The organism is Streptomyces sp. CB01580, assembly GCF_001905795.1.
Lineage (GTDB): Bacteria > Actinomycetota > Actinomycetes > Streptomycetales > Streptomycetaceae > Streptomyces.
On record NZ_LIXJ01000003.1, the window covers coordinates 305665 to 318752 of the forward strand.

A 13088-nucleotide genomic window follows, 5' to 3' on the forward strand; every position below is an offset into this window, starting at 1 on the left:
TCGCCCGCGGCGTCGCGGCGTCCGGCATCGTCGCCTCCCGCGTTGTCGTCGGTCGCCGACGCCCCGCGTCGACTCCCTCCTCCGCCTTGGATTCGACGGCACCGGACGCCGCTCCTCGCTCCACGGGCGAACCCAGAACAGGCCCCAGGGCTCTCTCGCCCTTTTCCGCGCCCTTCTTCTCTTTCCGCTGCGCTGCCGCGTATCCGCCGGCGCATGCGTTTCGCCTGCCTTCTACGGGAGTTCGCCATGTCTGTCCTCACCGCTGCCGCCGACCAGTCGCTTTGTGCCCCTCTGTCGGTTCTGGGAAGGGATGTAACGGTTCCGCTGGTCACGGGTGGTGAAGTCACCTATGCCGCGCTCGACTACGCCGCCAGCGCCCCGGCCCTCCAGCGCGTCTGGGACGACGTCGCCGCGTACGCCCCGTACTATGGCAGCGTCCACCGCGGCGCCGGGTACCTCTCGCAGCTCTCCACGGACCTCTTCGAGAACAGCCGCGAGACCGTCGCGCGGTTCCTCGGCTGCCGCCCCGACGACCAGGTCGTCTTCACCCGCTCGACCACCGATTCGCTCAACCTGCTGGCCGCGGTGGTCCCCGCCGACTGCCAGGTGTTCGTGTACGAGACTGAGCACCACGCCTCGCTGCTACCGTGGCGCGACGCCCGGGTGACGTACCTGAACGCCCCGCGCACCCCGGCCCAGGCCGTCGAGACGCTGGAGCGGGCGCTCGCCGACCGTGACCCCTACGGTCCCGCGCTGGTCTGCGTCACCGGCGCCTCCAACGTCACCGGTGAACTGTGGCCGGTCAAGGAACTGGCGGCCGCCGCCCACGCGCACGGCGCCCGGATCGTGCTGGACGCCGCGCAGCTCGCCCCGCACCACCCCGTCGACATCACCGACCTGGACGTCGACTGGGTCGCCTTCTCCGGGCACAAGCTGTACGCGCCGTTCGGCTCGGGCGTGCTCGCGGGCCGGGCCGACTGGCTCCGGGACGCCGAGCCGTACCTGGCCGGCGGCGGCGCCTCGCGCAAGGTCGCCCGCCGGGCCGACGGTGGTGTGGACGTCGAGTGGCACACCACCTCGGCCCGTCACGAGGCCGGTTCCCCCAACGTCATCGGCGTGTACTCCATCGCCTCCGCCTGCAAGGCGCTCACCGAGGCGGGCTTCGACGACCTGGTCGCCCGGGAGCAGCACCTCGTCGCCGCCGTCCGTGCCGGGCTCGCCGAGGTCCCCGAGGTCACGGTGCTCTCGCTGTTCGGTGACGACGCCCCGCGGGTCGGTGTCATCTCGTTCGTGGTGGAGGGCTGGAACAGCTCGCACTTCGCCGCGGCGCTCTCCGCCGAGTACGGCATCGGGGTGCGCGACGGACTGTTCTGCGCCCACCCGCTGGTCCGTACGCTGCTGGGCAGCGACCCGCAGGAGGTCGGCGAGTGCGGCGCTCCCGAGGCCGCGCCGGGAGAAAGGCCGCTCAACGCGATCCGGGTGAGCTTCGGCGCCGGTACGCCCGACGAGCACATCGAGCGCTTCGTACGGGCGGTCAAGGAGCTGGTCGGCCAGGGTGCCCGGTGGACGTACCGTACCGAGGGCGGTCGCTGCGTGCCGGACCGGGGCTGAGAGCGCGTGACCCCGGTGGAGGCGGCGGGGCCGCCTCCACCGGGGTCACGGGAGGTGGACGCTACGCGTCGAGGCCGATGTTGAAGGCGGCCTCCAGGTCGTGCTGCGAGTACGTGCGGAAGGCCACGTGCGTGTCGGTGGCCTCGACGCCGGGGATCTTGCTGATCCGGCCGGGGATGACGTCCGCCAGGTCGTCGTGCCGGGCCACCCGGACCATGGCGATCAGGTCGTAGGTGCCGGTGACGGAGAAGACCTCGCTGACGTTGTCCAGCGCGGCGATGGCCTCGGCGATCTCGGGAATCCGGTCCACGCTGGTCTTGATGAGCACGATCGCGCTGATCACGGCTGGTTCTCTCCCTCGGTGGCCGCTGCTGGGGCCTTCACTCTATCCGCACGCCGGTAGCGCCCCCATGCGTAGAGGAAGCCGAGCGCGAAGCCGACCACATGGGCCAGATAGGCCACGCCGGGCCCGCCGTCGCCGGAGTTCCGGACCGCCAGCCACTGCAGGACGAACCAGAAGATCAGGACGATCCAGGCGGGGAAGCGCAGCGGCAGGAAGAAGAGGAACGGGAACAGGCTGGTGACCCGGGCCCTGGGGAACAGGTACAGGAAGGCCCCCAGCACCGCCGAGATGGCCCCCGAGGCGCCGACCAGTGTCTGGTCGGACGTGGCGTGCGCGGCGGCGTATGCGGTCAGCGCGAGATAGCCGCACACCACGTAGAAGAGGGTGAACTCGGCGCGGCCCATGCGCTCCTCGGTCATCGCCCCGAACACGTACAGGAACAGCATGTTCCCGAGCAGATGCAGCCAGCTGCCGTGCACGAAGAGGGCGGTGAGCGGGGTGAGCAGGACGCGCCCGGAGCCGTTCCACAGCTCGTTCGGGATCACCCCCCAGCGTTCGAAGTAGCCGGCCTGCGCGGCGAGCACGGCGTCGGCGGTGCCCTGGGGCGGGCGGAGGCCGGAGAGCGGGCCGAGCACGAAGATCAGGCAGCACAACGCGATCAGGGTGTGGGTGACCAGCGGGCCGCCGGAGGTGACCGTCCGTAGGAGTCCGCTGGTCAGCCTGCCGGCCGCAACTCGCAGATCGATCATGAACAGAGCATGACGCAAGTGGAGGGAACGGGACAGACCGCCTCGCCGTGTCGGGCGGACACGGCGAGGCCGTAGGGTTGAGAGGGGCCGGTGGTGAGCAGAGCGGCCCCTCGCACGGCAGGACGATCCGCAGTTCGACGGCGCACCGCGAGATCCTTGGAACAGACGGCACCAGGCTCGACGAAAGAGGACGCAACGATGACGACGGTTCCGCAGCCGACCGACGGGACCCGCTGGCGCTGCACGCTCTGCGGAAATCTCACGCGTTTCGACGTGACGCGTTCCTCCAAGGTCGTCGAGTACGTCCATCTCGACCTGGCCGGGGAAGCAACCGTCGAGGAACGCGAGGTGGTCAGTGAGACCATCGAGTCGGTGCGTTGTCGTTGGTGCAACGCGGTGGACCAGATCGAACTGGTCGCCAGGCCGGGTGCCGACTCCTGACGGAGCCGCGCACAGACAATCGATTTTGAGGTGACGGATGGTGGAGCGGCCCGCAAGCGGCGCCGAACCGGCCGAGGCGGCCGACGGCGCTGTCGAGGCGCTCGACCGCCCGCTGCCCGAAGGCGTGCGACGGCGGGTCGTCGCGCTGGTCTCGGACGCGTTCGGCGGTCTGACGGTCGGCGAACTCCCGGCCCCGCTGCGACAGTACGCCCGCTTCACGCCTACCCGGCGTGCCAAGTTCGCCGGGAACGCGATGGCGGCGGCGCTGGAGAGCGACGCGCTGTTCCGGCAGCGCATCGGTGAACGGCTGGGGGAGCAGCAGCCGGAGCTGGCCCGTGCCCTGGAGTCCGGTTCGCCGCCCGCGGCCGCCGATCCCGTCGACGTCGCCGCGGCCGCCTATGTGCTGCGCCCGGTGGGTTGGGTGAAGCTGGTCGCCGCCGCGGGCGAGGAGGTCCAGCGCGCCGAGGCCGAACGCGCCGACGAGGCGAGCCGCCGCGAGCTGGAGCAGTTGCGCGAGGAGCTCGCCCAGGCCCGTGCCCAGACCAGGAGCGAGACGGAACGGCTGCGCGCCGAACTGGACGCCGCCCGCAAGGAGGCCGATTCCCTCCAGCGCAAACTGCGCAGTGCGGTCAACGACGTCAGGCGCGGCGAGGCCGCGCTGCGCCGCAGCCGGGCGGAGAGCGATGCCATGCGCGCCGAGGCGGCCGCCCAGCTCTCCGCGGCGGAGAGCGAGACCCGTCGGCTCAAGGCGCGGCTCGGCGAGGCCGAGGCGTCCGCCGAGGCGGGCCGCAGGGCCGCGCGGGAGGGCCGCTCGGTCGAGGACATGCGACTGCGGCTGCTGCTGGACACGGTGCTCGACGCGGCCCGGGGGCTGCGCCGTGAACTGGCCCTGCCCCCGGCCTCGATCCGTCCGGCAGACGGGGTCGACGCGGTCGAACCCGGTCGGATGTCGCCCAAGGACATTGCCGCCAGGGCGCTTTCGGAGACCGATCCGGCCCTGCTCGACCAGTTGCTCGCGCTGCCGCAGGCGCACCTGATCGTGGACGGCTACAACGTCACCAAGACCGGCTATCCCCAACTGCCCCTGGAGAAGCAGCGCTTGAGGCTGCTGGGCGGTCTCTCGGTGCTCGCCGCGCAGAGCGGCGCGGAGATGACCTGTGTCTTCGACGGGGCCGAACTCGCCGCCCCGGTGCTGCTCGCGCCGCCGCGCGGCGTCCGCGTGCTGTTCAGCAAGCCGGGCGTGACCGCCGACGAGCTGATCCGCCAACTGGCCCGCGCCGAACCGCCGGGACGCCCGGTCGTGGTGGTCTCCACCGACCGCGAGGTCGCCGACGGGGTGGCGAAGGCGGGCGCCCGGCCCGTCGCGTCCGCCTTGCTCCTGAAGCGTCTTTCGCGCGTCTCATGACGGTTGTCACGACTCGCCGGGTTTCACGGAACGGACCGTCAGGCCGCCGCTACGGCCTGTGTGATATGGGTAAAGAAGTACCTGCTGTGGTGAGATTTTTCCGGTGAGGATTTGAACTGATCACAAGTTGGTCACTAGGGTCACCATCGAACCTTCGCTCGGTTGATCACCCATCCGGGGTGACGGCGAAGGAACCGCCGAGTCCGTGACATGCACGGAGCCGGGGACCCGAGCCCCCCACAGCCCGGTAGGCGGCCGGAGGAAGAAGGAGATCGCCTTCGTGGCGTCCCACCGTCGTCCCAAGCAGCCGAGCCGCGCCCGTGTGACCGTGCTCACCGCGACCGCCGCCGCAGCCGTGGCCCTGTCCTCCCAGGCGGCCCAGGCCGACCCCAAGCCCTCCAAGAGCGAGGTCAAGGCGGAGATCGACAAACTCGGCCATGAGGCCGGCGAGGCCAACGAGCAGTACTACGGAGCCAAGGAGAAGCAGCAGAAGCTGGAGAAGGAAGTCAGCGCGCTGCAGGACAAGGTGGCCCGCGGCCAGCAGGAGATCAACAACCTGCGCAGCGGCCTCGGTTCGCTCGCCGCCGCGCAGTACCGCTCCGGTGGCCTCGACCCGTCGGTGCAGCTCTTCCTCTCCTCCAACCCGGACACCTTCCTCGACGAGGCCTCCGCGCTGGACCAGTTGACGGCCAAGCAGGCCGATGCGCTCCGGGAGATCCAGGAGAAGCAGCGGGTCCTCGCGCAGCAGCGCAAGGAGGCCCAGGACAAGCTGGGCGACCTCTCGGACGCCCGCAAGGTGATGGGCGAGAAGAAGAAGCAGCTCCAGACCAGGCTCGCCAAGGCGCGCCAGCTGCTCAACACTCTGACCGCGGCCGAGCGCGCGAAGATGCAGGAGGCCGAACAGCGCGCCAGCAGCCGCGCCAGCCGCGACGCCGTCGACCGGGTCGATCTGGGCAACGAGGTCCCCGCCTCCGCCCGCGGCGCGGCCGCCCTGAGCGCCGCCTCCACCAAGGTGGGCAAGCCGTACGCCTCCGGCCACACCGGCCCCAACTCCTTCGACTGCTCCGGGCTGACCCAGTGGGCCTACGCGCAGGCCAGCGTCCAGATCTCCCGGGTCACGTACACCCAGGTCAACGACGGCCCCCGGATCGGGCGCGGCGCGCTGAAGCCGGGCGACCTGGTCTTCTTCAACAACACCTCGCACGTGGGCCTCTACGCCGGCAACAACACCGTGCTGCACGCCCCGTACCCGGGCGCGTACGTCCGCTACGAGTCGATGAACACCATGGGCAGCTTCCAGTTCGGCGTGCGCGTCGCCTGACGACGCCCGAACGGGCGAATTCCCGCGCCCCGCACTACGGCCCGCCCCGCCGGAGACCACAGGTCACCGGCGGGGCGCCCGCTTTCCCGCCCGTCCGGCCGCCCGGCGAGGTCCTTGGTCGCCGCCAGGCCGTACGACTACTGTCTGCCTGCTGTGCGGCTCCCGTCGTCGGTCCGCCCGCCCGGGCGGCAGGGGCCGCGCACATCCGCGTACAGCGGAAGGGAGTGCGGTGTCCTGTGGTGTCCCATCGCCGTTCCATACAGCCCGGTCTCAACCGGGGTGCCCACGCCACCGTTCTGTCGGCCGCGGCGGCGACCGCCGCCGCCACGCTCGGGGCGGCCACCGCGAACGCCGAACCGCAGGACACGCCCCGGAGCGTGAAGGCCCGGATCGACCGGCTGTACGTCGAGGCCGAGCGTGCCACCGAGCAGTACAACAGGGCCGGGGAGGGCGCCGACCGGCTGCGCGACGAGGCGAACCGGGCCCGCGACCGGGCGGCCCTGGGGCAGGAACACCTCAACCGGCTGCGCACCTCGCTCGGTTCGCTGGCCACCGCGCAGTACCGCTCCGGCGGCGTGGACCCCTCGCTCGCCCTGCTGCTCTCCTCCGACCCCGACACCTACCTCGAACGCGCGGCGACCCTGAACCGCTTGACGGAACGTCAGACCGCGGAGCTCCGGGAGTTCCGGCAGACCCGGCGCTCCCTCGAACAGACCCGGGCGGAGGCCGCCCGCGCCCTGGCCGGACTGGAACGCGACCGCGAGACGGCCGCCCGCCACAAGCGGACCGTCGAGCGCAAACTCGCCCAGGCCAAGCGGCTGCTGGGCACGCTGTCCGGCGCCGAGCGGACGGACCTCGCCAACGCCTCCCGCTCCGGCCGCGAGGACGTGTTCGCAGCGGCGGCCGGACTGCCGGCCGGCTCCGCACGGGCGGCCGTCGCCGTCATGGCGGTACAGCAGGCCCTCGGACGTCCCTACGTCTGGGGGGCCAACGGACCCGACGGCTTCGACTGTTCCGGGCTCATGCAGTGGGCGTACGCCCGGGCAGGCGTCGGCCTGCCCCGCACCTCGCAGGCCCAGCGGTACGCGGGACACATGGTGCCGCTCTCCCAGGCCCGCCCGGGGGACCTGGTGGCGTATCGCGCCGACGCCGGCCACATCGCCATGTACGTCGGCAACGGCCGGGTCGTCCACGCCCCGTACCCGGGCGCCCCGGTGCGCTACGACCCCGTCGGCATGATGCCGGTCTCCTCGGTCACCCGCGTCTGACCGGCCGTCCGCGTTCGGTTCCCGGTCACCCGCGGTGCCCTCACCCGCGCCCGGCCCGTACTCTCGACCGGATGGGCCGGCGACGGGGACGGGACGGTGGGCGGCGCGCGGCGGGAGTGCTGCTCGCCGGGGCGCTGCTCCTGTCCGGCTGCGCGGCCCCCGGCGGCCCCGGGACCGGATCCGCCGATCGCGTCCCGGGGGCCGACGCCCGCTCCGTGCGCGCCCTCCTCGACCGCCGCGCCGCCGCCGTGACGGCCCATGACACGGACGCCTACCTGGCCTCCGTCGACCCCCGCGCCACCGGGCTGCGCGCGGCCCAGCGCCAGGAGCTGGACAACCTCGCGGACGTGCCGCTGGCCTCCTGGACGTACCGGGTCACGGAGCTGACCGGACGGGGCGCCGGCCGCGTCACCGCGCACGTCCGGCTGAGCTACCGGATCAAGGGGTACGACCGGGCCCCGGCCACCGCGGACCGGGTGCTCGACCTGCGCCGGGACGGGGCGGACGGCCGCTGGTACCTCACCGCCGACCGGCCGGGCGCGGACGGCGGCGGCCTGCTCTGGCAGCAGGGGCGGGTCCGGGCGGTGCGCGGCACGCACAGTCTCGTCCTCGGCGTCGGCCGCACCGGGCGCGAGCTGCGCGCGATCTCCCGGGCCGCCGACCGGGCGGTGCCCGCGGTCTCCGGTGCCTGGCCGGAACGCTGGCCCGGCCGGGTGCTGGTGCTCGTACCGCACACCGTGGAGGACATGGCCGGGCTGCTGGGCGCTCCCGCCGCCGACTACCGGGGCATGGCGGCCGTCACCACCGCGCGGCCCGGCGGCCCGGACGGGGCCCCCGCGGACCGGGTGATCGTCAATCCGCAGGCGTACGGCGCACTCGGCGCGTTCGGGCAACGGATCGTCCTCACCCACGAGATCACCCATGTCGCCACCCGGGCCCGCACCACCGGCGCCACCCCGGTCTGGCTCTCCGAGGGCTTCGCGGACCGGGTGGCCTACCGCGCCGAGCACCGCACCGCCGCGCAGGCGGCGCCCGAACTGGCCGCCGCGGTCCGGCGCGGGGAGGTTCCCGCCGCGCTCCCGTCGGACGAGGACTTCGGATTCGCGGGCGACGAGGCCCGGCTGGCGAAGGCGTACGAGGGCGGCCTGCTGGCCTGCGAGCTGATCGCCGACGTCTGGGGCGAGCGGAGGCTCTCCGCGTTCTACCGGGCCGTCGCCGGACAGCGGGAGCGGGAAGGGGCGGTGGGACGGGCCCTGCGGGAGGTGTTCTCCAGCACCCCCGCCGAGTTCACCGCGCGCTGGCGGGAGTACCTGCGCGCCCGGCTCGGCTGAGCCCTTGCGGGGGAAGCCCGGCCGGCCCCGGTCACGCCGCCTGCCACGGTCCGCGCACACGGCTCAGGAATCGAGGCGCTCCGACTCCCCGGCGGCGCGACGGCGGCCCGCCGCGATCCCGTCCCCGCTCCCGGTCTCGTCGTCGTCGCCGGGAGCCCCGGGTGCCCCGGGTGCCGTGCGCCGCCACAGCCGACGGCAGGCGATCAGCGTCGCCGCGACCAGCAGACCGTTGCGCAGGAACACCAGCGCCACGCCCGTCGCGTCACCGGCCACCACGTTGTCGAAGCCGAACGGGAACTCCGCCTGGGTCAGGCCGGTGGCGAGCAGCACCAGCCCGGCCGGCAGCCCCATCCCGCTGTCCCGGAAGACCAGGCAGACCGCCGCGAGGCCGACGAGCCACAGCATGTACTGCGGGCTGATCACCCGGCTCGTGGTCGTGAAGAGCAGGACCGCCGTGAACGCGGCGTCGGCCGGGGTGCTCGCCCGGAAGGTACGGGCGCGCAGCCGCCACACCAGCAGCCAGCCGAGGGCGAGTACGGACAGAGCGAGGGAGACGGTGCTCACCAGTTCCACCCCCGGCCCCAGGAACTCCAGCGAGCCGTAGTGCAGTTCCACCCGCCCCGGCCAGCCGGACACCCGCGCCACGTGGAACACCAGTGCCCCCAGCGACTCGACCTCGGTGCCCCGGTCGCGCTGGAAGCCGAGGAAGGCGAACGCTCCGGGGAGCGCCAGCGCGCAGCCGAGTGCGAGCCCGGCCGCCGTCACCGCCGCCGCCGTCCACGCCCGGCGCGTCCGGGAGCCGGGCGCGGTGCCGGCCAGGATCAGCGCCGGCCACACCTTCAGCAGCGCCCCGGCCGCGGCCAGCACCCCCAGCACCCGCGGGTGCCGTACTCCCGCCAGCAGCCCCGCCACCGCCACCGCCGTCACCATCAGGTCGTAGCGGGCGTACGCGGTCGTGCCCAGCAGCGGCACCCCGGCCACCCACACCCACATCCCCGCCGCCGACCGGCCCTTCCCGCGGCCCGCGCGCAGCAGCAGCCCCAGCACCAGACCGTCGCACAGCAGCACGAGGACGAAGAACGCCGAGGTGTAGTCGAGGAAGGGCAGCAGGGCGGGGGAGAGCACCGCGAGCGCGGCGAGCGGCGGGTACTGCCAGGTCACGTCCGACATCGGGTACGTGCCCGAGCGCAGCACCTCCGACCAGCCCCGGTAGATCACCGAGACGTCACTGGTCACGTCCGGACCGGGCAGGACGATCACCTTCGTGACGCAGAGCAGCAGCGCGATCCTGGTGAGGGCCCACACCGCGGGAGCGAGCCGCGCCCCGGTCGATCCCGTCATGGCAGCTCATCCGTTCCGTCGTGCGTGTGCGGTGCGTACAGCGCGGACACGAGTGGACACGCGCGGCACGAGGGGCATCATGCCCGCCCGGCCCCTGCGTCGGCCATCAAGGTCACCCGCCCGGTACTGTCGGCCGCGATGGACAAGACCCTGATCGTGACCAACGACTTCCCGCCGCGCCCCGGCGGCATCCAGGCGTTCCTGCACAACATGGCCCTGCGGCTGGACCCCGGGCGCGTCGTCGTGTACGCCTCCACCTGGAAGCGGACCGCGGAAGGCGTCGCGGCCACCTCCGCCTTCGACGCCGAGCAGCCGTTCACCGTCGTCCGGGACCCCACGACGATGCTGCTGCCCACCCCCCGGGTCACCCGGCGCGCGGTGGGGCTGCTGCGCGAACACGGCTGCACGTCCGTATGGTTCGGCGCCGCGGCCCCGCTCGGGCTGATGGCCCCGGCGCTGCGCCGGGCCGGGGCCCGCCGCCTGGTCGCCACCACGCACGGGCACGAGGCCGGCTGGGCCCAGCTGCCCGCGGCCCGTCAGCTGCTGCGGCGGATCGGCGACGGCACGGACACCCTCACCTACCTCGGGGAATACACCCGTTCCCGGATCGCCTCGGCGCTCAGCCCCGCGGCGGCCGGCCGGATGGTCCAGCTGCCGCCCGGCGTCGACGAGAAGACCTTTCATCCGGGCTCCGGCGGGGACCTGGTCAGGGCCCGGCTCGGGCTCGCCGACCGGCCCGTCGTCGTCTGCGTGTCACGGCTCGTGCCGCGCAAGGGCCAGGACACGCTGATCCTGGCGATGCCCGCGATCCTGGAGCGGGTCCCGGACGCGGTCCTGCTGATCGTCGGCGGCGGGCCGTACGCCGACGACCTGAAGAGGCTGGCCGGTCGGACGGGTGTCGAGGAGTCGGTGCGCTTCACCGGGTCCGTGCCGTGGGAGGAACTGCCCGCCCACTACGGCGCGGGCGACGTCTTCGCCATGCCGTGCCGCACCCGGCGCGGCGGTCTCGACGTGGAGGGGCTCGGCATCGTCTTCCTGGAGGCGTCCGCGACCGGACTGCCGGTCGTCGCGGGCGACTCGGGCGGCGCGCCGGACGCCGTGCTCGACGGCGAGACGGGGTGGGTGGTGCGCGGCGGCTGCGTCGAGGAGACCGCCGACCGGGTCGTCACGCTGCTGCACGACCCGGAGCTGCGGCAGCGCATGGGGGAGCGGGGACGGGCCTGGGTCGAGGAGAAGTGGCGCTGGGACCTGCTGGCCGAGCGGCTGGAGGAGCTGCTCTGACGCCGTCCGGACGGTGGAACGCGAACGGGCCCGCACCCTGTCCGGCGCGGGCCCGTTCGCGCGGTCGCGTTCGGTTCCGGTGGTTCGTGCGTTCGGCGCCGGTGACCCGCGGCCGGCGCCGGTGGTCCGCGCGGTCGCGGTCAGCGCCGGTAGATCGCCTCGATCTCGTCCGCGTAGTCCTTCGCCACCATGTTCCGCTTCAGCTTCAGCGACGGGGTGATGTGCCCCGCCTCCTCGGTGAACTGGGAGGACAGGATGCGGAACTTGCGGACCGACTCCGCCTTGGACACCGCGGCGTTCCCGTCGTCCACCGCCCGCTGCACCTCGGCCAGCAGCTCCGGGTCCTCGCGCAGCGAGGCGGCCGTCGCCCCGGCCGGCCGGCCGTGCTCCTCGGCCCAGCGGCGCAGGAACTCCTCGTCCAGGGTGATCAGCGCGCCGACGAACGGCCGCCCGTCACCGACCACCATGCACTCGGCGACCAGGGCGTGCCCGCGGATGCGGTCCTCGATCACGGCGGGAGCGACGTTCTTGCCGCCCGCCGTGACGATGATCTCCTTCTTGCGGCCGGTGATCGCGAGGTAGCCGTCCTCGTCGAGCGTGCCGAGGTCGCCCGTGTGGAACCAGCCGTCGGCCAGCGCCTCGACCGTGGCCGCCTCGTTGTTCCAGTAGCCGGTGAACAGGTGCTCGCCGTGCACCAGCACCTCGCCGTCGTCGGCGATCCGGACCACCGACCCGGGCAGCGGCTGGCCGACCGTGCCGATCTTCTGGCGGTCCCACGGGTTGAACGCGGTGGCCGCGCAGGTCTCGGTCAGGCCGTAACCCTCCAGGACGGTGAAGCCGATGCCCCGGTAGAAGTGGCCCAGCCGTTCGCCCAGCGGCGCGCCGCCGGAGATCGCGTACTCGCCGCGTCCGCCCAGCACCGCGCGCAGCTTGCCGTAGACCAGCTTGTCGAACAGCTTGTGCTTCAGGCGCAGTCCCAGGGACGGGCCCTGCGGGGTGCTCAGCGCGCGGCTGTACGCGATGGCCGTGTCCGCGGCCCGGTCGAAGATCGCGCCCTTGCCGTCGGCCTGCGCCTTGGCCCGGGCCCCGTTGTAGACCTTCTCGAAGACGCGCGGCACGCCGAGGATCAACGTCGGCCGGAACGAGGCCAGTTCATCGGTGAGGTGCTTGATGTCCGGTACGCAGCCGAGCCTGATCGGAGCCATGACCGACGCCACCTCGACCAGCCGTCCGAAGACGTGCGCGGTGGGCAGGAAGAGCAGCACCGAGCACGAGCCGGTACGGAACAGGGGCTTGAGCCGTTCCACCACGTTGCCGCACTCCGCGAAGAAGCCGCGGTGCGTGAGCACACAGCCCTTGGGGCGGCCGGTGGTGCCCGAGGTGTAGACGATGGTGGCCGGGTCGTCCGCCTTGGCGCTCGCCATCCGTGCGTCCACGGTCTCGTCCGGGACGTCCGCGCCCGCCTCCGTCAGCCGGGCGATCGCGTCCGCCTCGATCCGCCGGATCCCCTTCAGGGCGGGCAGATCCGCCCGGACCGACTCCACGGACGCCTCGTGCGCCGCGGACTCCACGACGCACAGGGTGGCGCCGGAGTCACCGAGGATCCACTGGATCTGCTCGGGCGAGCTGGTCTCGTACACGGGGACGGTGACCCCGCCCGCGCTCCAGATCGCGAAGTCGAGCAGCACCCACTCGTAACGGGTGCGGGACAGCAGGGCCACCCGGTCGCCGGCCTCGACGCCCGCCGCGATCAGCCCCTTGGCGACCCCTCTGACCTCGGCGAGGAACTGCCTGGCGTCCACGTCGGCCCACGCGTCCCCCACCTTGCGGCTCATCACCGCGACATCGGGATGCTGAGCGGCATTGCGGCGGATGAGATCCGTCAGGTTGCCGTCCGAGGGGACCTCGTACAGGGCCGGAAGGCTGAACTCGCGCAAGACTGCTGCTCCTCATCGGGCTCCGGTGCCACGGCTCTGTGTGACCCACCGGCTGCGGTC

Annotated in this window: 11 protein-coding genes; 7 read left to right on the plus strand and 4 right to left on the minus strand. The window is 73.0% G+C overall.

Annotation, left to right across the window (positions count from 1 at the left end; all coding sequences use genetic code 11):
- The first annotated feature begins 246 nt into the window (after nt 1-246).
- Nucleotides 247-1611: an aminotransferase class V-fold PLP-dependent enzyme gene (locus tag AMK22_RS06390; protein ID WP_073782238.1), complete on the plus strand. Its 1365-nt coding sequence runs from the start codon at nt 247-249 to the stop codon at nt 1609-1611.
- 61 nt (nt 1612-1672) lie between these two features.
- On the opposite strand, the gene AMK22_RS06395 is transcribed toward AMK22_RS06390, so the two are convergent.
- Complete coding sequence (locus AMK22_RS06395; RefSeq protein WP_073782239.1) at nt 1673-1954, minus strand: Lrp/AsnC family transcriptional regulator; 282 nt, start codon at nt 1952-1954, stop codon at nt 1673-1675.
- Nucleotides 1951-2703: a rhomboid family intramembrane serine protease gene (locus AMK22_RS06400; RefSeq protein ID WP_073782240.1), complete on the minus strand. Its 753-nt coding sequence runs from the start codon at nt 2701-2703 to the stop codon at nt 1951-1953. Before AMK22_RS06400 ends, AMK22_RS06395 begins: the two co-directional genes overlap by 4 nt.
- A gap of 198 nt (nt 2704-2901) precedes the next feature.
- Between AMK22_RS06400 and AMK22_RS06405 the strand changes: the two genes are divergently transcribed.
- The 5 genes from AMK22_RS06405 (at nt 2902) to AMK22_RS06425 (ending at nt 8469) form a co-directional block, all read left to right on the plus strand.
- Nucleotides 2902-3144 carry a hypothetical protein gene (locus tag AMK22_RS06405; protein WP_073782241.1) on the plus strand — a complete coding sequence of 81 codons (243 nt, stop codon included), beginning with the start codon at nt 2902-2904 and terminating at the stop codon, nt 3142-3144.
- A gap of 40 nt (nt 3145-3184) precedes the next feature.
- On the plus strand, nt 3185-4549 hold the full coding sequence (locus tag AMK22_RS06410; protein WP_073782827.1) for an NYN domain-containing protein: 1365 nt from the start codon (nt 3185-3187) through the stop codon (nt 4547-4549).
- A gap of 280 nt (nt 4550-4829) precedes the next feature.
- On the plus strand, nt 4830-5870 hold the full coding sequence (locus AMK22_RS06415; RefSeq protein WP_073782242.1) for a C40 family peptidase: 1041 nt from the start codon (nt 4830-4832) through the stop codon (nt 5868-5870).
- Nucleotides 5871-6106: 236 nt separating this feature from the next.
- A complete protein-coding gene (locus AMK22_RS06420; protein ID WP_073782243.1) occupies nt 6107-7138 on the plus strand; it encodes a C40 family peptidase in 1032 nt (343 codons plus the stop codon).
- 71 nt (nt 7139-7209) lie between these two features.
- Nucleotides 7210-8469 carry a hypothetical protein gene (locus AMK22_RS06425; RefSeq protein WP_073782244.1) on the plus strand — a complete coding sequence of 420 codons (1260 nt, stop codon included), beginning with the start codon at nt 7210-7212 and terminating at the stop codon, nt 8467-8469.
- Between the two features lie 63 nt (nt 8470-8532).
- Here the strand turns inward: AMK22_RS06425 and AMK22_RS06430 are convergent, their stop codons facing one another.
- Complete coding sequence (locus AMK22_RS06430; protein WP_079185950.1) at nt 8533-9810, minus strand: glycosyltransferase family 87 protein; 1278 nt, start codon at nt 9808-9810, stop codon at nt 8533-8535.
- Between the two features lie 138 nt (nt 9811-9948).
- Between AMK22_RS06430 and AMK22_RS06435 the strand changes: the two genes are divergently transcribed.
- Nucleotides 9949-11091 (plus strand): glycosyltransferase family 4 protein, encoded by a 1143-nt coding sequence (locus AMK22_RS06435; RefSeq protein ID WP_073782245.1) that lies wholly within the window; start codon nt 9949-9951, stop codon nt 11089-11091.
- Between the two features lie 140 nt (nt 11092-11231).
- On the opposite strand, the gene AMK22_RS06440 is transcribed toward AMK22_RS06435, so the two are convergent.
- Nucleotides 11232-13028 carry an AMP-dependent synthetase/ligase gene (locus AMK22_RS06440; protein WP_073782246.1) on the minus strand — a complete coding sequence of 599 codons (1797 nt, stop codon included), beginning with the start codon at nt 13026-13028 and terminating at the stop codon, nt 11232-11234.
- Between the last annotated feature and the right edge of the window lie 60 nt (nt 13029-13088).

Bases quoted from the DNA above. Each gene is read 5' to 3' on its own strand.
- AMK22_RS06390 (WP_073782238.1), top strand. From the start codon at position 247: ATGTCTGTCCTCACCGCTGCCGCCGACCAGTCGCTTTGTGCCCCTCTG.
- AMK22_RS06400 (WP_073782240.1), bottom strand. From the start codon at position 2,703: ATGATCGATCTGCGAGTTGCGGCCGGCAGGCTGACCAGCGGACTCCTA.
- AMK22_RS06405 (WP_073782241.1), top strand. From the start codon at position 2,902: ATGACGACGGTTCCGCAGCCGACCGACGGGACCCGCTGGCGCTGCACG.
- AMK22_RS06425 (WP_073782244.1), top strand. From the start codon at position 7,210: ATGGGCCGGCGACGGGGACGGGACGGTGGGCGGCGCGCGGCGGGAGTG.
- AMK22_RS06430 (WP_079185950.1), bottom strand. From the start codon at position 9,810: ATGACGGGATCGACCGGGGCGCGGCTCGCTCCCGCGGTGTGGGCCCTC.
- AMK22_RS06435 (WP_073782245.1), top strand. From the start codon at position 9,949: ATGGACAAGACCCTGATCGTGACCAACGACTTCCCGCCGCGCCCCGGC.